Here is a 19,020-nt window from a genome sequence, read left to right as displayed (position 1 = left end):
GCCCTCAGGTGGGTGTCGCGGCCTGGCTGCGGGCCAGCGCCACCGTCGCGGCGGCCATCACCGCGACCGACACGCCCAGCGCCACCAGGCCGAGGGTCTCGGTGGTCAGCGTCTCGCCCAGCACGGTGACGCCGAGCGCCGAGCCCACGAGCGGCTCGGCGACGGTCACCGCGGGTAGCGACGCGGTCAGCGGCCCGGCGCGGAACGCCGATTGCTCCCAGGCGGTCGCGGCGACCGCCAGCACCGCCCACACGTAGACCTCCGGTGCGCGCAGCAACGCCGGGATGCCGTGGCCGAGCTGGCCGACGACGCCCTTCATCAACACCGAGAACAGGCCCCACAGCGAACCCGACAACAGGCCCAGCAGGAGTGCGGCCACCGAGCCGGGGAACATGCGCGCGCCGAGCACGCAGAGGATCAGCGCCGGCCCCATGATCGCCACCACGATGCTCCACGTGTGCAGGGACCCGCGCGGGGTACCCGACTGGGGGTCGCCGACCGTGACCACCACCGTCACCGCGGCGGCGAGCAGCACAGCCCAAAAACCTTGCCGGCGTGTGATTCTGCGGTGGTTGGCGCGGGCGCTGATGACCAACGCGAACAGCAGCGAGGTCACCAGCAGCGCCTGCACCAGCACGACCGAGCCGAAGCCGAGCGCTGCGGCCTGCAGCCCGAAGCCGGCGCCGGCCACCAGGCTGCCCACCCACCATTGCCGGTCGCGCAGCAGCCGACGGAACAGGGCGACGGTGCCGACGGGCTGCTGGGTGACCTGTTGGGCGGAGCGCTGCTGCACGACGTCCCCGATGCCCATCATCAGCGCGGCCGCCACCGCCAGCGCCGCCGCGATGTCGGTCTTCCCCATCAGTGCCTCCTCGTGCGGCGAGCGTGCGCAGATTGCCGTCCGCAGCGGCGTGTCGTCGTACGTACACGCACGCTCGCGGGGAAGGGGCGGCAGCGGGTCAGCTGGTGCGCCTGATTTTCAGGGCGATGGTGACCATCGGAATCTGCAGCGGCAGCCGGGCCAGGGCGACGGCGCGCATCGGCCAGGGCTTGTCCCACCACAGCCGGACCATGTTGACGTTGGCGGGGAAGACGCCGACGAACAGCGCGGCGGCCGCCAGCGCCGCCGATCGCCGGGTGCGCCGCGGGACCAGCAGCGCCCCGACCGCGATCTCGGCGACCCCCGACGCGTAGGTGTAGAGGCGGGCGCTGCCGGGCAGTTCGGCGGGCACGATGGTGTCGAAGGGCTTGGGCGCCACGAAGTGCAGGGTGCCCACGCCGAGCAGCATCGCCGCGACCCGGTAGGCGGCTGTTCTGCTGGCGTCACGTCGAGCTACGGCTGAGGTCATGCGTCGATTGTGGCGTGCCAGTCCGCGCTACCCGCGGTCGGCATCGGTGAAGCGGATGACGCCGCGGATGATGCGGCCCTCGAGCATGTCGCGGTAGCCGTCGTTGATCTGCTCGAGCGTGTACTCGCGGGTCACCAAGCCGTCGAGGTTGAGCAGCCCCAGCTTGTACTGCTCGAGGATCTCGGGGATGTCGTGCTGCGGGTTGCCCCCGCCGAACAGGCTGCCCTGCAGGTTCTTCTGCAGCAGCGTCAGCCCCGCGAGGTTGAGCGTGACGTCATTGGCCAGCACGTTGCCCATCGCCGTGAGGACGCAGGTGCCGCCCTTTGCTGTCAGCCCCATCCACGCCTCCACGTCGCTGCCGTCGCAATGCCCGACGGTGACGATCACCTTGCGGCACATCGCACCCCACGTGGTCTCGGCGATCGCGGCCGCCTTGCCCGATCTCGGTGACGATGCCGGCACCCTCGTGCCCGCCCAGCACGGGATAGCTCGGGATGGGGAAGTCGCCGGTCAGCAGATGGTGATCGGAGTGGCACAGACCGGCCGTCTCCAACTGGACCGTCACCTCGCCGCGGCGTGGCCTCCGTCGCGTCACCGAGCCCTCGCCGGTCAACTTAGCCCATTACTATTGTCTATACAGTATTTGATACGATTCGCCGCGTCCGACCGTCAGACAGCTCGAGGGGCAGAACCATGGCTACACCCGTAATCGTCGGAGCCGTCCGGACGGCGATCGGCCGCTCCTTCAAGGGCGCACTGGTCAACACACCGCCCGAGGCGCTGATCACCACCGTACTGCCCGAGGTGATCCGCCGGTCGGGCGTCGACCCGTCCGTCATCGACGACCTCATCTTCGCTGAATCGCATTACGGGGGCGGTGATTTGGCGCGGTATGCGGCCACCGCGTGCGGCCTGGAGGACATCCCCGGCCAATCGGTGAACCGGCACTGCGCGGGCAGCCTCACCGCGATCGGCAACGCCGCCGCGCAGATCGGCTCCGGGATGGAGCGGGTGCTCATCGCCGGCGGCGTGCAATCGCTGTCGATGACGCCGCTGACCAACTGGCGGATCCCGGGCCCGGAGTTGAAGTTCGAGGAGCAGTGGATGCCGCCGACCCATGTCGAGACCCCCGACGCGCCCGCCAAGGACATGTCGATCACGGTGGGCTGGAACACCGCGCAGAAGGTCGGCATCACCCGCGAGGAGATGGACGCGTGGGCGGCCCGCTCCCATCAGCGCGCGATCGCGGCGATGGACGCGGGCAAGTTCGCCGACGAGATCATCCCGCTGAAGATCACCCAGGCCGACGGTTCGGTCACCGAGTTCTGCGTCGACGAGCACCCCCGGCGCGACACCACCGTCGAGAAGCTCGCCGGGCTCAAGGTGCTGCACCCCGAGATCGAGGGCTTCTCGATCACCGCGGGCAACAGCAGCGGCACCAACGACGCCGCCGCGGCGGTCGCGCTCGTCGACCGCGACTACGCCGACGCCGAGAACCTCGACGTGATGGGCACGGTCAGGGCGTGGGCCTCTGTGGGCGTGCCGCCCCGCGACTGTGGCCTGGGTGCGGTCAAGGTCATCGGGAAGGTGTTGCAGCGGGCCGGTTTGTCGGTCGGCGACGTGGCGCTGTGGGAGATCAACGAGGCGTTCGCCTCCGTGCCGATCGCGGCCTGCCGCGAGTACGGCCTCGATGAGGAGAAGGTGAACTTCTCCGGCAGCGGCTGCAGCCTCGGCCATCCCATCGCCGCCTCGGGTGCCCGCATGGTCACCACGCTGATCTACGAGCTGATCCGCCGCGGCGGCGGCATCGGCGTCGCGGCGATGTGCGCCGGCGGCGGGCAGGGCGGCGCCGTCGTCGTCGAGGTCTAGCGGCGATCCCGAGCGCGGCCCCGGAATATACGAGCCGGGCGAAGCGGGTCGCCGCCATCGGGCCAGCGGCGATCGCGAGCGGCAACCCTCAGTTGCAGAAGGTGTAACCGATGAACTCGGCTCCCTGCAGATCGGCGCCCGAGTAGTTGACGTAGTGCACCGCCGGCGCACCGTCGTACCGCGCGTTCATCTTCTGGGCGGCCGCCGGGGGAACGTCGGCGGGAAACGCCAGGATCATGTCCGCGAATATCTGCAGGCCGGCCTGGCAGATGGCGTCGGGGCGCGGCGGCCGCGGATTCCACGCATGCACGACCACCGGGTCTTTGAGCTGGTAACCGGTCGCACAGTTGGGGTCGCAGATCTTGAACACGGCGGTGCCTTTGCCGTCGGCGCCCTGCGGTCCCCACGACGTCCACGACATGCCTTGCAGCGCAACGGCTACGCTGGCACAGCCCACGATGTTGAGCGTTTTGGGCCGCTCGAGCGGGGGTACCGACGGGTTGTAGCAGCCCGGAATGGCGTACGTGGCCGGCGGCGCCTGGGTCGCGGGCTGCGGCGGTGTGCGGTGACCGCGGGTCAGCGTCACGACGACGAAGGCGGACACGCCGATGAGCACCGCGGCCAGCGCGGCACCGATCACGATCAGCCGCGTGCGGGTGATGCGTCGCCACCCGCTCGCCGCGGGGACATTGTCGGTCTTCAACAGATTCGCTCCCCCGAGAGAAATGTCACGCGGGGAGATTACTGCGCCGCGGGCGCCCCAGGGTAGGTTTGACCAACCTGACCGGCGTATCGAGGTGTGATGGTCCGTGGAGTTCACCGATGAATGACCACCAGCTGGCCGCGCGACTGGCCACCGAGGCGGGGCGGCTGCTGCTCAGGGTGCGCGAGGAATTCGCCGATGCCGAGGCCGGCGAGCGGAAGAACGCCGGGGACAAACGATCTCACGAGTTCCTGATGGAGGCGCTCGCCGGCGAACGGCCCGACGACGCGGTGCTGTCCGAGGAGGGCGCCGACGATCCGGTGCGCCTGCGCTCGGAGCGGGTGTGGATCGTCGACCCGCTCGACGGGACGCGGGAATTCTCCGAACTCGGCCGCGACGACTGGGCGGTGCACGTGGCGCTGTGGCAGGCCGGCGAGTTGGTGGCCGGTGCCGTGGCGCTGCCGGCGCAGGCGATCACGCTGGCGACACCCCATGTCGATGCGCCGCCCGCCGCCCCCGACCAGCCGCGCATCGTGGTCTCGCGCACCCGCCCGCCCGCCATCGCGCTGGCCGTCCGCGACGCGCTGGACGGCGTCCTGGTGGAAATGGGTTCCGCCGGCGCCAAGGTGGCCTCGATCGTGCAGGGCCTGTCCGACGTCTACGTCCACGCCGGTGGCCAGTTCGAATGGGACTCGGCCGCACCGGTGGCGGTGGCCCGCGCGGCCGGATTGCACACGTCCCGCATCGACGGGTCCGCGCTGGTCTACAACCAGCCCGACCCCAAGCTGCCGGACCTGGTGGTGTGCCGTCCCGAGCTGGCCCGCGCGGTGCTGGCCGTCACCAGCTGACGCGGCGTCGGTCGCCGGGCGCAAACGCCTTGCGAGCAGCGCGTATTCGTACCGGAGTCGGGTGCGCCGAGATTGCCGTCAGGGCTGTGTCCCGGCACCTTGAACGACCACCACGGCAATCTGGCTGCGGTGACGCGCGCTCAGCGGATGGCCTGCTGCCAGGACAGGACGCGCTGGGCCAGTTCCGGGCCGCCGTCCTCCTGGATGAAATGGCTCGCATCGATGCGGGCGTGTGGCTGGCCGGCGGCGCCGGGAATGTGGTCGATCAGGGGACGGTCGGCCTTCCCCAGGATGGGGTCGCGGGAGCCGAAGATGGCAAGGAACGGCTTTTCCCAGTGACCCAGTGCGTCCCAGGCGGCCCGGTTGGCGGGGACGGCCGGGTCGTCGGGCGAGGTCGGCACCAACTGAGGGAAGGCGCGCGCCCCGGCCTGGTACGCCTTGTCCGGAAAGGGTGCGTCGTAGCCCGCCCGCACCTTGGCGGGAACGCGGCGGACGGTGCCCACGGCGACCAGGCGGCCGGCGGGCAGCACGGGGGAGTAGCGCGCGAAGGCGCGCCACGCGTAGAAGGCGGGAGGGGTGCTCTGGCGGGCCGTCGGCAGAAACCCGTTCGCCACCACCAGCCGCGCGATCCGGTCGCCCTGCTCGGCGGCGATGCGCAGGCCGATCAACGATCCCCAGTCCTGAACGAACAGCGTGACGTCCCTGAGATTGAGCAGCTCGAACCACGAGGTCACCCACTCGACGTGGCGCAGGTAGGTGTAGTCCTCGACCCGGCTGGGCTTGTCGGAACGGCCGAAACCGATCAGGTCGGGAGCGAGCACCCGGTACCCCGCGTCGGTCAGCGGCGGAATCATCGTCCGGTACAGGTAGCTCCACGTGGGTTCGCCGTGCAGCAGCACGATCGGGGGGCCCTCGATGGGGCCTTCGTCGAGGTAGTGCATCCGCAACGGCCGGGTGTCGCGCACCGTCACCTCGAGGTAGTTCGCTACGAACGGATAGCCCTCCAGGTTTTCGAATCGCGAGTCGGGGGTTCGCAGCACATGCATATTCAGTACCTCCGGGGCGCGGACACCACTGCAAGCCTCTCTCCGCGACGCGAATTCGTCCAGTAGCAGTTTTCACCGATGCTGTCATGGGCCGGCGGAAAGGCTTTGACGGGGCCGTCAAAACTCGACACCGCCCGGCAGCGGACCGTTTACGTCCGGCGGCTATGCAGATGAGAACGACGGTGCCGAGCGGCGCTTTACTAGGATGCGAGCAACATGGACGACACGGATCTCTCGAATAGGCCGGCCGCGATGACCGCCGACGTGTCCGGCGCGTGGAACTGCCGGGATGTCGCGCTGGCGACGGGGATACGTCCCGGCCGTTTCTTCCGGTCCAGCGAGCTGAGCGCGCTGGACGCCGCCGGCCGCGCGGCGCTGGGGCGCCTCGGGGTCACCGATGTGGCCGACCTGCGGTCGGTCACCGAGGTGGAGCGCCACGGCGGCAGCGCCGTGCCCGAGGGTGTCGTGGTGCATCGGCTCGCGTTCGACGGCGAGCACGCCGCACCGCACGAACAGGCTTTCGAGCGGATGCTCACCGACGAGCCCGACGACGAGGAGCCGGTCGCGGCCGCGCGCCGGTTCATGATCGAGGAGTACGAACGGTTTTCGGCGCTGCCCGGCACCCGCGCGGCGGTGGGGCAGGTCATCCGGATGATCGGCGACACGCGATCGGTCCTGGTCAGCTGCTTCGCCGGCAAGGACCGCACCGGTCTTGCCGTCGCCGTCGTGCTGGAAGCCGTCGGAGTGGACGACGACCTGATCAAAGCCGATTTCCTGGCCAGCAACGACTCGGTTCCGATGCTGCGCGAACGCATCCTGCGCAGCGTCGAGGAGCGCAGCGACAGCGTGACTCCCGAGATCCTCGACTACGTGCGGACCCGGCTGCCCGACCAGGTGCTCGGTGTGCGTGAGGAGTACCTCGAGGCCGCCCGCAAGACCATCGACGACCGGTACGGTTCGCTGCGCGGGTTCCTCGACGCCGCCGGCGTCGACGACGGCGCGGTGCGGCGCGCCCGGGCCGCACTCGTCGGCTGACGCGGCTACCGCGAATCGCGGAGCGCCCGGCCCATTCGCGACACCGCCTCGACGAGAATCGCTTGCGAGGTGGCGAAGTTCAACCGCACATGTCCGGTGCCGCCGGTTCGAAGACGTGGCCGGAACTGAGCGCGACGCGGGCGTGGTCGAGAAACCAACGGGCCGGCCCGGCCAGATCGGCCACCACCGCGAGGCCATCGCCGATCTCCTCGGGGCAGCCGAGTTGCCGGCAATCCAGCCAGGCGAGATAAGTGCCCTGCGGCGGTGCATATCTCACCGCGGGCAGGTGCTCGGCGACGAGGTCACCGGGCAACCGCCGGTTGTCGTCCAGTCCGTGCAGCAGCGTGTCGAGCCAGTCGGCTGCGCTCCGGAACGCTTCGGTGTGCGCGATGACGCCGAGGTGGCTGGGCCCGTGGCTGACCTCTTCGGGCATCCGGCGCAGGTCCGCCGCGGCCTGCGGGCCGGCGATCGCCAGGGCCGCCTTGAGCCCCGAGAGGCTCCACGCCTTGGAGGCCGACATCAGGGCGAACGCGTCCTCGGCGCCGGGGACGGTCAGATACGGGACGAAACGCAGGGCTGCATCGATCCATCGATGAGATCATTGGGGCGTGCGGCCTGTCGCGCAACCAATGCGGCAGCGAAACTGGTTCCTGTTACGTGAGTTTCATTGCGGCCTGCAGGAGTCGCCACCTTGAGCCCGGGGCTATGAGGCGAGAGGCCACGTGACGTGATCACTTTCTGTGCTGTTGCACCGCCGACACAGATCGCTCCGCCACCGTGAGCCATTACGTCCGGCTTGATGCTGCGGCGATATCCACTTCCCGTCGCTGTCACGAGGCTGATACTTCGACATCCGTCCGCCGGGTCGACAAGGTAGCCCTGCGCAACTGCGTCAGTACCCTCGTCGTGAGTGGCGCACACGATGATTGCATTGACAGCTTCCGCCGGAGCAAGCAGCCTCTGTTCATTCTGTCGATGATCGATGGCTACTAGCAGAATCTGACGCCGGTCAGTTCCCACCGCTCCCGTGAGATCGGTTGACACCAAAAGGCTTAGCGCGAGCTTGCCATGATTTCCAGCGGATATTACGACAAGAACACCACGGGAGGTATGACACAACTTGCAACCCCTGCGGCGATGGCCGCGCCGGAGGGGCCTGTGACGCTGTACTTCGAGTTTCATGTTGTCGGCCCCGAACACGACGCCTCTTCACTCCTTGCCCGCTCGGGCACTGTTCACGGCGGGCGGCCGCTCGCCGAGGCAGGCGATTGCCGACCTCGTTTCCCCCACCCCCGAGTCGCAGGCTGGCCTGGCGGGCGTCGCCCCTTCTACCCGCCAGTCCAGCCAAGTCAAACACGTCGGATACCGTTGGGCAGCAGACAAACAGCTCCGAGACGCCGTCTGTGACTTCGCCGGCGACAGACGCCGAGCTAACCTTTGGGCCACCAGACCTGCACAATCGCACCCAAGCCATCGGCCACCCTTCAGACCCTCCTCAACCAGGAACCACAGACGGCACCTTGACACAGGGCTACTCATGGGTTTCTCTCCCGGTGCGCGGTGGCGGGCCGTTTCGCTGGCAACTGTCAACGTGCAGCGGTGCTGGCGTGGTGGCGCGATCGTGTTTTCTGTGCGGCTGCCTCAGTCGGAGGACGTGGTCGGTTTGGTGGCGCGGATGATCGCGCCGTGCATTCCTTGGGCGACTTCGTGGGTGAAGGTGACGGTGGCATCGGTGAATCCGGCTGCGGCCAGCCCGTCGAGGTATTCCTGGCGGGACAGCGCTCCGGCGATGCAGCCGACGTAGGAGCCGCGTTCGGCGCGCTCGGCCGCACTGAGCTGGTCTTCGGCGACCACGTCGGAGATCCCGATCCGCCCGCCGGGGACCAGGACGCGGAACATCTCGGCGAGCACGGCCGGTTTGTCGGCCGACAGGTTGATCACACAATTGGAGATCACCACGTCCACGGCGGCGTCGGGCAGCGGTATGTCCTCGATGGTGCCCTTGCGGAACTCGACGTTGGTGGCACCAGCCTTGGCTTTGTTCTCCTCGGCCAGGGCGAGCATTTCGTCGGTCATGTCAACGCCGTAGGCGAACCCCTCTGGGCCGACCCGGCGCGCCGACAACAACACATCAATGCCGCCGCCGGAACCCAAGTCAAGCACCCGTTCGCCCGGGTGCAGGTCGGCGACCGCGGTCGGGTTACCGCAGCCCAAGCTGGCCGCGAGCGCTTCGGCGGGAATCTCGGAATGCTCGTCGGTGCCGTAGAGGCCGGCGCCGAAGATGGTCCCAACATCGGCCGAGTCGCTTGACCCGCAGCAGCTCGCGGCGGTCAGCACGTCGCTGTTGGTGTCACCGCTATGCGCCGCGGTGGCGGCGGCGCCGTAGCTCGCCCGGACCTGATCGCGCAGCTCGTTGTGTTCGGCAGTCATCCAACCCACTCCTTCCATCGACGGATATCTATGGGTTCAGTGTGCACGACTAATCGATGACTGTCAATGTGTGTCATACTGGGGCCATGCCCGCCACGACCAAGTCTCTGACCGAACGCGACGACTCGCGGCCGGTGGCCGACCTTGCTGCGTGCTGCAGCCCGATCACCGACGGCGTGCTGGACGCGGCGGCCGCCGAGCGGCTGGCCGGCGTGCTCAAGGCGTTGGCCGAACCGACGCGGCTGCGGCTGGTGTCGCTGATCGCGGGCCATGAGGGTGCGGAGGCGTGCGTGTGCGAGCTGACCGCGCCGGTCGGGCTGTCCCAGCCGACGGTGTCGCACCACCTCAAGATCCTGGTCGAGGCAGGCCTGCTGGAACGAACACAACGCGGCAAGTGGGCCTACTACCGGGTGGTGCTCGCCACCCTGGATGCACTCGGTGAGGTGTTTGTCGGTCCGCGCCGTCACTGACATCCTCAGCAGCCGCCTCCGCCTCCGGCTGGACAGCAGACTTGTCCATCTGGGGGTTCACTCGCAGCATCGATGTCCACCGTCGTTTTATCTGAGGCATCCGAGGCGGCGGCGGTGAATGCTCCGCTGACGAGTCCGTGAGTGTTTGCAATCATCCGCAACTGGAACGGCCCGACGCTCGGCCGCGTCTCCTAGACCGCTGGTTTCGACAAAGACCCGAAACCACATCGTTCACCTGCCCAAGCAGAGGAGAAAGTGAAGATGAGCAAAATTGAGGTATTCGAACCCGCGCTATGCTGCGCCACCGGTGTGTGCGGTGAGGACGTCGACCAAGACTTGGTGACGTTTTCGGCCGACATGGATTTCGTCCGGAGTCGCGGCGGGGAGGTGGTCCGCTACAACCTGGCGAGCGAACCGCTCGCGTTCGCCGAAAACGATGCGGCGAAGGCGTTTTTGGAGGTTGCCGGCTCTGAGGGGCTGCCGCTGATCCTGGTCGACGGTGTCACCGCGACGACCGGCCGCTACCCCGACCGCGCGCAGCTGGCCCGCTGGGCCGGCGTGGCGGCCGACGAAGCAGCGTCGCCGGTGAGGCTCGGAGTCACCGAAACAGGCGCAGGCGGCTGCTGCGGCGGCGCAGACACCAGCTGCTGTTGAGATGGGTTGGGACATGAAGTTTTTGGACAATCCGCCCCGGTTTATGTTCTTCACCGGCAAGGGCGGGGTCGGTAAAACCTCCACCGCGTGTGCCACCGCGGTCACCCTGGCCAGGCAAGGCAAGCAGGTCCTGCTGGTCAGCACCGACCCGGCATCCAACGTCGGGCAAGTGTTCGGATTGACCATCGGCAACACCGTCACCGAGGTTGGCGCGGTCGCCGGGTTATCGGCGTTGGAGATCGACCCACAGCTGGCCGATCCGGCGCGCACTCGGCTGGTGCTGGTCTCGCGAGCCCAAAAATCGGCCCTGGCCGAAACCGCACGCACCCGCCGGGAACTGGCCGCGATCGGGTTGACCCGCCAGTATCTCGTCATCAACGCCGTGCTGCCCGCCCCCGCCGACGGCAGCGATCCGCTGGCGACGGCGATCTATCGCCGTGAACAGGATGCGATCGCGCACCTGCCGGCCGAATTAGCCGCCCTGCCGATCGATCAAGTCGAACTCAAGGCCACCAACGTCGTCGGCGCAGAGGCGGTGGCCGCGTTGTTCACACCCACCGCGGCCGCGCCAGCCGATGCGGTCACGTCCGATACCGGATTACCGACGACCGGGGCCACGCTCACCGATCTGATCGACGAACTCGCCGACCAGCCCCACGGCTTGATTTTGTGCATGGGCAAGGGCAGCGTCGGTAAGACGACCGTCGCCGCGGCAATCGCGGCCGAACTTGCCGGTCGCGGGCGCCAGGTACACCTGACCACCACCGACCCCGCCGGGGACCTCACCGACACCGTCGACCCGGATCTGCAGAATCTGCAGGTATCCCGGATCGATCCGGTCCACGAGACGCGCCGATACCGTGAGCATGTGCTGGCCACCAAGGGCGCCGCACTTGATGCGCAGGCCGCGCGATGCTCGCCGAAGACCTGCGCTCATCCTGCACCGAAGAGGTCGCCGTGTTCCAGGCTTTCTCCCGTGTCATCGGCGAATCCCGGCGCAAGTTCGTCGTCGTCGACACCGCGCCCAGCGGGCACACCCTGCTGCTGCTCAACGGTTCCGCCAACCGGGACGAACGGCAGTTCCCCGATCCGGACCGCTTCGACATCCACCGCCGCGGCAGCCACCTCAGCTTCGGCCAGGGCCTGCATTTCTGCCTGGGCTCGGCGCTGGCCCGGATGGAAGCCCGGGTGGCGCTCGAGGAGGTGCTCCAGCGCTGGGCCGAGTGGGACGTCGACTACGCCAACGCGCAGCGCGCACACACCGCGAGCGTGCGCGGGTGGGCGCGGCTGCCCGTCGTCACCGGTTAGACGGCGGTCTTGTCGATCAACACCGCGCCCCCGGGCTCGTCGTCGAGCGTCTGCAGCGGCAGCTCCACGCCCTGGGCGGTGAGGCGGACGATCTGGGCCAGTTGTCCGGGCGCGTCGCACTGCAGGTAGTGATCGGCGTTGGGAACCACCCAGTAGCGGTTGCGGCCCGGCTTGTTCTTCAGGTACGCCTGCCAGACATGGTTGGGCACGCGCAGGGGCGCGATGCTGTCGTGCAGGCCCCACGCCAGCGTGGTGTTGACCGGGCTGGTGAAAAGCGCTTCGAGCCAACCGGTTTCGTCGGCGGCGCGCTCGTGCAGGTACTTGATGGTGTCGGGCAGCACCCGGACCCCGTCGTTGTGGGCGAAACACTTGGCCATTGCCGCGATCTCGGGGTCTTCCAGTGTGCGCCGGGGCATGAAGGTGCCCGCCGCCATGCCCGTCGCGAGCATCTCCGGGGTGACCGCGGCCGCGGTGTCGCGTGCGGTCGCGTCGTCGAGCAGCGCGGTCTGGAACGAGGTGAGGTTGGACAGCGGCAGATAGATGTTGGCGTTGGTCAGGAAGAGGTCGACGGGCACCGCCGGCGGGTCCAGGTCGGCGAGCATGCCCACGGCGATCATCGCGACGCTGCTGCCGCGGTCGTGGGCGAGCATGCGGTACTCGCTCAGCTGCCACACCCGGGTGATCGCGTCGACGAGCAGGCGTGCGTCGTCGTACAGCGAGTACACGTAGGGCTCGGGTGGCTTGTCGGACAGCCCGTAGCCCGGGAAGTCCAGGACGTGGATGTCGAACTCGGAGCTCAGCTCCCGCGACAAGCCGTAATAGTCGATGCTCGACGTCGGGAAGCCGTGCACCAGCACCAGCGCGGGCGCACCGGGCGTTCCGCACCGGCGGGTGAACACCGAGACCTCGGTTTCGTCGTTGGCCGCCGTGGTCGACCGCCAACGAAGCTGCGTGCTGTCTTTCTGCCACTCCGCGAAGATGTCCAAGGTGCCAGCATCCCAGAGGTGACCGCGGTTGGACAACTGCCCGCGCCCCGAGCCTACGGGCAGGTCACGTGGATGCCGAATGTCACCGGGCGCGCACCGCTTTGATCCGGCGTCGTCGCCTGACCCGTGCCCGTCACCGTGTAGCTCTTGCCGTCCTTGGTCGCCTGGACCTGGATCGGGGACTGCGGTGCCTGGTACGGGAACTGGTACCGGCCGTCGCCCACCTTCAGTGAGATGGCGAAGCCGTCGACGGTCGGGGGCTTCAGGTCGGACAGGGTCAGCCGCACCGAGGACGCGTCGTCGTGGACGGCGATGCGGATGGTCAGGTCCCCCGCTTCCGGGGGCGTCGCGTCGCGCTGCGCCGCCGTGGTGGTGCAGTTCACCGGCGACATCATGGTGTGGGTGGTGCCGCCGATCATGACGGTGGTCGGGCTCACCGGGACGGAACTGGTGGTAGCGGGGGTGGCGGCCTGCCGGCCGCCGTCACCGCTGCAGGCCGGCAGGCTGGCCGCCACCACGGCCACGCCGATCCCGGCAACCGTCCGCCGCATCTCTCTTCCTTTGCTAGACCGCCAGGAGGACTATAAGGCCCGTTCGTTTCCGGAAGGTCTCATGTCTCTGGCGGTGAGTCAAACTCGGGCACCCGCCGGCTCACGGCCAGGCTTCCCACCCGATCATGGCCCGCAGCGGACCGGCGAACACGGGCCGCACGGCCGCGGATCGCCACCGCCGTTCGACGAGCGGCGCCAGGGCGTCGGTGGTGGCGAGCGGGTCGCGGTCGAGGTAGACGACGGTGACGTACTGGGGTCCCGGGTGCCAGCCCCGCGGCAGGTGGCTGCGGCCGCTGCCGGTCCCGAACGTCCACGCGCCGACGGCGCCGGGCGTGGCCAGCAGCGCCGGATAGTGTTCGGCGTGCAGCCACTGCAGCCACGCGTCGGGCCGGCCGTCGGTGGGTTCTTCGACGATCAGCACGACGCCGCGGTGGGGCCGGAAGGGCACGACCACGTCGGAGACCAGCGCGTGCGGGGCGGCGTGCCACTGCAGCAGCCGCAGCCCGGCCACCTGCAGCGACGGGCGGACCACGGGAAACCGCCCGTTGTCGCGCAGCGCGCGGCCCAGCGCGACGAAGTCGTCGAAGGTCCGCTCGACGGGGTCGCCGACCAGGTAGTGCACGACGTTGCCCAGCTCGCTGAACGCCCCGCGGGCCGCCAGCCGGTGGCCGGGATAGTCGCCGTCGGCGATCCAGCGCAACCCGTGCACGATCCCGGGCAGTTGGTACTGCTCGGGCATGTGGTCGAGCAGGTGCCAGCGCAGGTAGCTGCCGTCGTCGTCGGGCGGTGCGGCGGCGGTGAAGCTGAAAAAGCCTGCCTTGACCCGGTTCACGGCGCACCCAGCTCGGCCAGCGCCTGCAGGGCGTCCAGGTAGTGCGCCAGCGAGCGGTGGGCGAACACGGCGCTGACGATGGTGGCGCCGTGCGCGACGGTCTCCCCGAGCAGCGCACGGGTGCGTTCGGGCTCGCCGATCGGGTCCAGCAGCGCCGGCGGCGCCAGCACGACCTCGAAACCCGGGGGCAACTCGAAGCGGCGCAGCCAGTCCCGGGCCTGGTGCAGGCTCACGTTGAAGGGCGCCCAGCCGTCGGCCAGGGTGACCGCCCGGCGCAGCGAGCGCAGCGTGCGCCCACCGATCCAGATCGGCACCCGCTCCTGCACCGCGCACGGGTCGACGACCACACCGTCGAACGCGTAGAACTCGCCGTGGTAGACGGGTTCGGCGACCGACAGTGAGGCCCGCAACGCACGCAGCGCGTCGTCGGCGCGCGCTCCGCGGTCGGCGAAGGGCGCGCCGAGGAGGTCGAACTCCGCTTCGAGGCTGCCGACGCCCACGCCGAGGACGAGCCTGCCGTTGCTGACTTTGTCCAGCGTCCCGTAGCGCTTGGCGATCTCCAGCGGATGGTGGTAGCCGAGCACCAACACGTTGGTGGCCAGCCGGATTCGGTGCGTGCGCGCCGCGAGATAACCGAAGGTGGCCAGCGGGTCCCAGTACCGGGCGCCACGGCGGCCCTTTTCGGCGGCGGGCAGGGCGATGTGCTCGCTGCAGGTCAGGTGGTGATAGCCGAGACGGTCGGCGGCCTCGGCGATGCGGGCCAGGTCGTCGATGGACGCGTCGTTCTCCCAGTCGCCGCTGAGGTGGGGGAGCATGGTCACCACCGGTGTGGCCACCGACAGCCGCACGGGTTCGGTGCTCATCCCTGCAGGTACCCTCCGGCGTCGACGGGGATCGATTGGCCCGTGATGGTTCTGCTCTCGTCGCCGGCCAGGAACAACGCCAGGTTGGCGACGTCCTCGGTCGAGGAGATGTCCCGCAGTGCGACGCCTTTGAGGATTCTGGCGCGCTGCGTCGCGAAGTCGACGCCGTGCTCGTCGGCGCTGCGTTGCACCCAGTTGCGCCACAGTTCGGTGTCGATGGAGCCGGGCACGATGCAGTTGCACCGGATGCCGTACGAGCCGACCTCCAGCGCAACCGATTTGGTGAACGCCCGTAGCGACGCCTTGGCGGTGACGTAGTGGCTCTTGCGCACGACGCCGGTGTAGCCGGCGGTGGAGGAGAAGTTCAGGATCACGCCGCTGCGTCGTTGCAGCATCGACCGGTTGAGCACCTCGCGGGTGCACAGCATCGCCGCGGTGACGTCGATGGCGATCGTGGCGTTCCAGTTCTCCAGCGTCTGCTCCCAGATCCAGCGGTCCTGCCCGGGCGCGGCGGCGTTGTTGCACAGGATGTCGACGTGCCCGAACTCCTCGACCGCCCGCGACACCATGGCCGCGACGTCGCCCTCGTCGGTCACGTCGGCGCGCATGGCGATCGCGCGGGGACCGGCCTCGGCCGCGGCCGCGCGGACCAGGTCCTCGCGTCGCGCCGCCAGCAGCACCCGGGCGCCCTCGCGGACGAACAGCGCGCCCAGCACCGGGCCCAGCCCGGTGCTGGCGCCGGTGACGATCGCGACCTTGCCCTCAAGCCGGCCTGTCATCGCGCTTCCCTTCCGTCCTTCCGGCGAACTTGTCGATCACCTCGAGCATCGGCCTGATCCTATTGGCGGGCGCACTATTCGGGACCTCGGCTCACGGCGCGGGCCGGATCCGAACTCCACTCCGACCACGACCCCGGATACAGCGCCGCCCGCCGGCCCGTCGCGGCGAGCGCCGCGATCGTGATCGCGGCGGTGATCCCCGAGCCGCAATACACGCCCACCTCGCCGTCGACGCCCCGGTCGGCCAGCAGCCGGCGCAGGGCCTCGTCGCCGAGGAACGTGCCGTCGGCCGCCAGGACGTCGCCGCTGGGCAGGTTCGTTGCGCCCGGGATGTGACCGGCGACCGGGTCGAGCGGTTCGACGTCGCCGCGGAAGCGTTCGGGCGCCCGCGCGTCCAGCAGTGGCAGCTGCCCCGACCCCGACTGCTCGGCGGTCAACGTGGGCCGGCGACCGGAATGCAGATCATCGTGCGGCACAGTCACATTCCCCGCCCGCGGGGTGGCGTGGCCGGTTTCGAGCCGGTGTCCGGCCGACCGCCAGGCGCCGAGCCCGCCGTCGAGGATGCGCACGTCGGCGAGCCCGGCCGCGGTCAGCACCCACCACGCCCGCGCGGAGCCCGCTCGATTCCAGTCGTCGTACACCACGACAACGTCGTCGTGCCGGACGCCCCACCGGCGCGCGGCCGCCTCCAGGTCGCGGCCCGACGGCAGGGGGTGACGCCCGCGGCCGGCGACGGTGTGGTCGCTGAGTTCGTCCTCGAGAGACACATACACCGCGCCCGGCAGGTGACCCCGCCCGTAGGCCGCCCGCCCGTCGGGCTCGTCGAGCCGCCACCGCACGTCCAGGACGCTCAGCGCAGCGCCCGCCTCGATGAGTGCGGCGAGTTCGGTGACGGTGATCAGCACCCGGTCCCGCGTCTCCAAGCGGTCACCTCCTCGTCGCCTCGGAGGAAGCCTAGCCGCGCGCCGAGTCGACCGGTGGTCTGGCATACCGACCACCGGTCGGTTACCATCGGCGACGACCCCGGAGGGAGAACAATGACCACACCGCAGCAGTCGCAGCTCCGCACCCGCATGTTCGCCCGGGTGCTGGGCCCGTTCTTCACCCTCGTGCCGACCACGGTCGCGGTGCGCGGCTCCTACATGCGCACGCTGTTCACCGAGTTCCAGGCAAACCCGATGTGGCCCTGGCTGTTCGGCGCGATCCTTCTGATATTCGGCCTGGTGATCATCGCGTTCCACCAGTACTGGCGGGGTCCGGCGGCCATCATCGTGTCGCTGCTGGGCTGGTTCCTGGCGATACGCGGGGTGTTGCTGCTGACCGTTCCCGGGGCGTACGACGCCGCCGGCAAGGCGCTCTACGGGCCGGGGGAGACGGCGGTGATCTGGGCGTTGTTCCTCTGCCTGGCCGCGGCCGGAATGTATCTGACCTATGTCGGCTGGAAGCCCGAGGACCGCCCGCGTGCCCCGGGTCGTTAAGCATCCCGACGTCCGCAGGGCCGAACTGCTCGACCTGGCGGCGGGGCTGTTCCTGCGGCGCGGCTATGACAACGTCAGCCTCAACGATCTGATCGCCGCCGCCGGCATCTCCAAAGGGGCTTTCTACCACTGGTTTCCGTCCAAGGAGGCGTTGATCGCGGCGCTGGCCGAACGTGGCGCGCGCTCGGCTTTCGACGCGGTCGAAAAGGTCGTCGCCGAATGCGAGGGTGGCGCGCTGGCCCGGCTCAACGCCGCGCTGCGGGCCGGTTTCGACGTCAAGATGCGCATGGCCGCACCGGAGCAGCTGGCCGCGATGGCGTCGTTGCTGCGCCCGGACAACGCCCACCTCTACGGGCGCGTGCTGGCCGCCGAGGAAGCGCTGTTCCTGCCCCTGTTGACGCGGCTGGTCGCCGAGGGGGTCGGCGAGGGGGTGTTCGACACCTTCGACCCCGAAGGGGCCGCCGACCTGATCTACGGCCTTGCCGCGCGCACGAACTCGAAGGTGCTGGCTGCGCTGCAGCCCGGCGACGAGCTCGCGCGGCAGCGGGCGGTCGACGCCCTGACAGCCCGGTTCCGGCTGCACGGGCTGGCCGCGGACCGCATCCTGGGCCTGCCCGACGGAAGCATCGCCACACTCTCGCGCGCCCAGGTCGAGGCGATGGTCGCGGCGCCGCCCCGACATTGCTGACCGCACCCTAAAGTTGGCGGATGCCGTCCGCACGCCCCTCCGACACCAGCGGTCGGCGTCCCGCAGGCGAACTCGGGGTGGCGGCGCTGGTGTCGATCGGCATCGGCGGCATGGTCGGTGGCGGCATCTTCTCGGTGCTCGGCCTGACGATGCAGATCGCCGACGCGGGCGCCTACCTGTCGTTCGTCGCCGGTGGGGTGATCGCGGCGCTGACCGGGCGCTCGTATGCGCTGCTGTCGGTGCGCATCCGCAGTCGCGGCGGCACCGCGTTCTTCCTGGACAAGTGCTTCGGCACCGCGGTCGCCGGGCCGCTGAACGTGCTGTTGTGGCTGAGCTACTTCGTGATGCTGGGGCTGTACGCGGTGGCCTTCGGCAGCTACGCGGCCGCGCTGCTGGGCGTCGATCCGGCCGGTCCGTGGCGCCGCGTGCTGGCCAGCGGGGTCGTGCTGGCCTTCGCGGCGCTGAATCTGGCCGGCGCCCGCATCGTCGGGCGCACCGAGGCGTTCCTGGTCTACGGCAAGCTGGCGATCCCGCTGCTGTTCTGCGTCGCGGGGCTGGGTTTCGTGCACGGCGAACGGGTTTCGCCCGCCCACTATCCGTCGCCGGGTGTGATCGTCTACGCCGGTGCGCTGATCTTCCTGGGGTATGAGGGTTTCGAACTGATCGCCAACGCCGCCGAGGACGCGAAGGATCCGCGGCGCAGCCTGCCGCTGGCGTACGGGATCTCGATCGGCGTGGTGATCGCCCTTTACGTCCTGGTCGCCTTCGTCGCCGTCGGCAACCTGAACCTCGCGCAGATCGACCGCGACCGTGACTACGCGCTGGCCGTCGCCGCGCGTCCGTTCCTGGGCTCGGCGGGTTTCAACCTGATCGGCATCGCGGCGGTGGTCTCCACCGCGAGCGCGATCAACGCGACCCTCTACGGCACGGGGAAATTCACGTATCTGACCCTGATTTTTCAGCCGGCTTGTGATGATCTTGTTTTCGGTGATCGGGTCGGTGACGGCTGCGCTGTTGGGACGCGCTGACGGGGTTGGAAGCTGTTGGGCGATGGCGTAACTGGGTGCGCACACGGCTGCGGCGGCGGGGTAACCGGTTTCGGGCGTGGCCGATCGCGGTGTGAGGTTCGGG

The 19,020-nt window shown here is 69.3% G+C and carries 20 protein-coding genes and 5 pseudogenes; 10 read left to right on the top strand and 15 right to left on the bottom strand.

What is annotated here, in order from left to right; translation table 11 throughout:
- Nucleotides 1-4: 4 nt before the first annotated feature.
- The 4 genes and pseudogenes from ACJ512_RS19775 to ACJ512_RS19760 form a co-directional block, all read right to left on the bottom strand.
- Entirely contained in the window at nt 5-862 is an 858-nt protein-coding gene (locus tag ACJ512_RS19775; protein WP_407686431.1) for a DMT family transporter, read from the bottom strand.
- A 97-nt stretch (nt 863-959) separates the two neighbouring features.
- Complete coding sequence (locus ACJ512_RS19770; RefSeq protein ID WP_407686432.1) at nt 960-1,349, bottom strand: DoxX family protein; 390 nt, start codon at nt 1,347-1,349, stop codon at nt 960-962.
- A gap of 27 nt (nt 1,350-1,376) precedes the next feature.
- Nucleotides 1,377-1,781 (bottom strand): annotated as a pseudogene (locus ACJ512_RS19765) (alcohol dehydrogenase); the annotation flags it as partial.
- A gap of 31 nt (nt 1,782-1,812) precedes the next feature.
- Nucleotides 1,813-1,914 (bottom strand): annotated as a pseudogene (locus tag ACJ512_RS19760) (hypothetical protein); the annotation flags it as partial.
- Nucleotides 1,915-2,042: 128 nt separating this feature from the next.
- Here ACJ512_RS19760 and ACJ512_RS19755 point away from each other — a divergent pair.
- Nucleotides 2,043-3,218: a thiolase family protein gene (locus ACJ512_RS19755; RefSeq protein ID WP_407686433.1), complete on the top strand. Its 1,176-nt coding sequence runs from the start codon at nt 2,043-2,045 to the stop codon at nt 3,216-3,218.
- 88 nt (nt 3,219-3,306) lie between these two features.
- Here the strand turns inward: ACJ512_RS19755 and ACJ512_RS19750 are convergent, their stop codons facing one another.
- Nucleotides 3,307-3,858 (bottom strand): hypothetical protein, encoded by a 552-nt coding sequence (locus tag ACJ512_RS19750; protein ID WP_369741528.1) that lies wholly within the window; start codon nt 3,856-3,858, stop codon nt 3,307-3,309.
- Between the two features lie 182 nt (nt 3,859-4,040).
- On the opposite strand from ACJ512_RS19750, the gene ACJ512_RS19745 reads away from it, so the two are divergent.
- The gene (locus ACJ512_RS19745) at nt 4,041-4,769 is read left to right on the top strand and encodes a 3'(2'),5'-bisphosphate nucleotidase CysQ (RefSeq protein ID WP_369738111.1); all 729 of its coding nucleotides are present in this window, start codon (nt 4,041-4,043) and stop codon (nt 4,767-4,769) included.
- 140 nt (nt 4,770-4,909) lie between these two features.
- Here ACJ512_RS19745 and ACJ512_RS19740 read toward each other — a convergent pair whose 3' ends face one another.
- Entirely contained in the window at nt 4,910-5,815 is a 906-nt protein-coding gene (locus tag ACJ512_RS19740) for a haloalkane dehalogenase (protein ID WP_407686434.1), read from the bottom strand.
- Nucleotides 5,816-6,031: 216 nt separating this feature from the next.
- Between ACJ512_RS19740 and ACJ512_RS19735 the strand changes: the two genes are divergently transcribed.
- Nucleotides 6,032-6,850, top strand: a complete 819-nt coding sequence (locus ACJ512_RS19735; RefSeq protein ID WP_407686435.1) for a tyrosine-protein phosphatase — start codon at nt 6,032-6,034, stop codon at nt 6,848-6,850.
- Nucleotides 6,851-6,855: 5 nt separating this feature from the next.
- On the opposite strand, the pseudogene ACJ512_RS19730 reads toward ACJ512_RS19735, so the two are convergent.
- Nucleotides 6,856-7,421 (bottom strand): annotated as a pseudogene (locus ACJ512_RS19730) (aminotransferase class I/II-fold pyridoxal phosphate-dependent enzyme); the annotation flags it as partial.
- The gene (locus tag ACJ512_RS19725; RefSeq protein WP_369741529.1) at nt 7,403-8,032 is read right to left on the bottom strand and encodes a S8 family serine peptidase; all 630 of its coding nucleotides are present in this window, start codon (nt 8,030-8,032) and stop codon (nt 7,403-7,405) included. The gene ACJ512_RS19725 and the pseudogene ACJ512_RS19730, both read right to left, overlap by 19 nt.
- A gap of 33 nt (nt 8,033-8,065) precedes the next feature.
- On the opposite strand from ACJ512_RS19725, the pseudogene ACJ512_RS19720 reads away from it, so the two are divergent.
- Nucleotides 8,066-8,331, top strand: a pseudogene (locus tag ACJ512_RS19720) (transposase); the annotation flags it as partial.
- A 160-nt stretch (nt 8,332-8,491) separates the two neighbouring features.
- On the opposite strand, the gene arsM reads toward ACJ512_RS19720, so the two are convergent.
- Complete coding sequence (arsM, locus tag ACJ512_RS19715) at nt 8,492-9,280, bottom strand: arsenite methyltransferase (RefSeq protein ID WP_369738115.1); 789 nt, start codon at nt 9,278-9,280, stop codon at nt 8,492-8,494.
- Between the two features lie 86 nt (nt 9,281-9,366).
- Here arsM and ACJ512_RS19710 point away from each other — a divergent pair, with 86 nt between their 5' ends.
- The 3 genes and pseudogenes from ACJ512_RS19710 to ACJ512_RS19700 all read left to right on the top strand — a co-directional run bounded on the left by ACJ512_RS19710 (nt 9,367) and on the right by ACJ512_RS19700 (nt 11,712).
- Complete coding sequence (locus ACJ512_RS19710; RefSeq protein WP_369738116.1) at nt 9,367-9,750, top strand: ArsR/SmtB family transcription factor; 384 nt, start codon at nt 9,367-9,369, stop codon at nt 9,748-9,750.
- 261 nt (nt 9,751-10,011) lie between these two features.
- Nucleotides 10,012-10,404, top strand: coding sequence for an arsenite efflux transporter metallochaperone ArsD (gene arsD / locus ACJ512_RS19705; RefSeq protein WP_407686443.1), 393 nt, complete (start codon nt 10,012-10,014; stop codon nt 10,402-10,404).
- Between the two features lie 13 nt (nt 10,405-10,417).
- Nucleotides 10,418-11,712 (top strand): annotated as a pseudogene (locus ACJ512_RS19700) (cytochrome P450).
- On the opposite strand, the gene ACJ512_RS19695 reads toward ACJ512_RS19700, so the two are convergent.
- From ACJ512_RS19695 to ACJ512_RS19670, 6 genes are all read right to left on the bottom strand, one after another.
- Nucleotides 11,709-12,698 carry an alpha/beta fold hydrolase gene (locus tag ACJ512_RS19695; RefSeq protein WP_369738118.1) on the bottom strand — a complete coding sequence of 330 codons (990 nt, stop codon included), beginning with the start codon at nt 12,696-12,698 and terminating at the stop codon, nt 11,709-11,711. The pseudogene ACJ512_RS19700 and the gene ACJ512_RS19695 overlap by 4 nt on opposite strands.
- A 53-nt stretch (nt 12,699-12,751) precedes the next feature.
- Nucleotides 12,752-13,249: a lipoprotein LpqH gene (locus tag ACJ512_RS19690; RefSeq protein ID WP_407686436.1), complete on the bottom strand. Its 498-nt coding sequence runs from the start codon at nt 13,247-13,249 to the stop codon at nt 12,752-12,754.
- A gap of 100 nt (nt 13,250-13,349) precedes the next feature.
- Nucleotides 13,350-14,081, bottom strand: coding sequence for a hypothetical protein (locus ACJ512_RS19685; protein WP_369738120.1), 732 nt, complete (start codon nt 14,079-14,081; stop codon nt 13,350-13,352).
- On the bottom strand, nt 14,078-14,944 hold the full coding sequence (locus ACJ512_RS19680; RefSeq protein WP_407686437.1) for a TIGR03619 family F420-dependent LLM class oxidoreductase: 867 nt from the start codon (nt 14,942-14,944) through the stop codon (nt 14,078-14,080). The genes ACJ512_RS19685 and ACJ512_RS19680 overlap by 4 nt, the downstream gene beginning before the upstream one ends.
- Nucleotides 14,941-15,723 (bottom strand): SDR family NAD(P)-dependent oxidoreductase, encoded by a 783-nt coding sequence (locus ACJ512_RS19675; protein ID WP_407686438.1) that lies wholly within the window; start codon nt 15,721-15,723, stop codon nt 14,941-14,943. The genes ACJ512_RS19680 and ACJ512_RS19675 overlap by 4 nt, the downstream gene beginning before the upstream one ends.
- Before the next feature lie 74 nt (nt 15,724-15,797).
- Nucleotides 15,798-16,646 carry a sulfurtransferase gene (locus ACJ512_RS19670; RefSeq protein ID WP_407686439.1) on the bottom strand — a complete coding sequence of 283 codons (849 nt, stop codon included), beginning with the start codon at nt 16,644-16,646 and terminating at the stop codon, nt 15,798-15,800.
- Between the two features lie 114 nt (nt 16,647-16,760).
- Between ACJ512_RS19670 and ACJ512_RS19665 the strand changes: the two genes are divergently transcribed.
- Genes ACJ512_RS19665 through ACJ512_RS19655 form a run of 3 tightly spaced genes read left to right on the top strand, consistent with a single transcriptional unit; the run spans nt 16,761 to nt 18,917 of the window.
- Nucleotides 16,761-17,201, top strand: coding sequence for a hypothetical protein (locus ACJ512_RS19665; protein WP_407686440.1), 441 nt, complete (start codon nt 16,761-16,763; stop codon nt 17,199-17,201).
- Nucleotides 17,185-17,889: a TetR/AcrR family transcriptional regulator gene (locus ACJ512_RS19660; protein WP_407686441.1), complete on the top strand. Its 705-nt coding sequence runs from the start codon at nt 17,185-17,187 to the stop codon at nt 17,887-17,889. Before ACJ512_RS19665 ends, ACJ512_RS19660 begins: the two co-directional genes overlap by 17 nt.
- A gap of 20 nt (nt 17,890-17,909) precedes the next feature.
- The gene (locus ACJ512_RS19655; RefSeq protein ID WP_461479819.1) at nt 17,910-18,917 is read left to right on the top strand and encodes an APC family permease; all 1,008 of its coding nucleotides are present in this window, start codon (nt 17,910-17,912) and stop codon (nt 18,915-18,917) included.
- Nucleotides 18,918-19,020 lie beyond the last annotated feature (103 nt).

It is taken from the genome of Mycobacterium cajalii (assembly GCF_045809005.2).
In the GTDB taxonomy this organism is placed as follows: Bacteria; Actinomycetota; Actinomycetes; order Mycobacteriales; family Mycobacteriaceae; genus Mycobacterium.
This window is presented reverse-complemented; position numbering and strand designations above follow the sequence as displayed.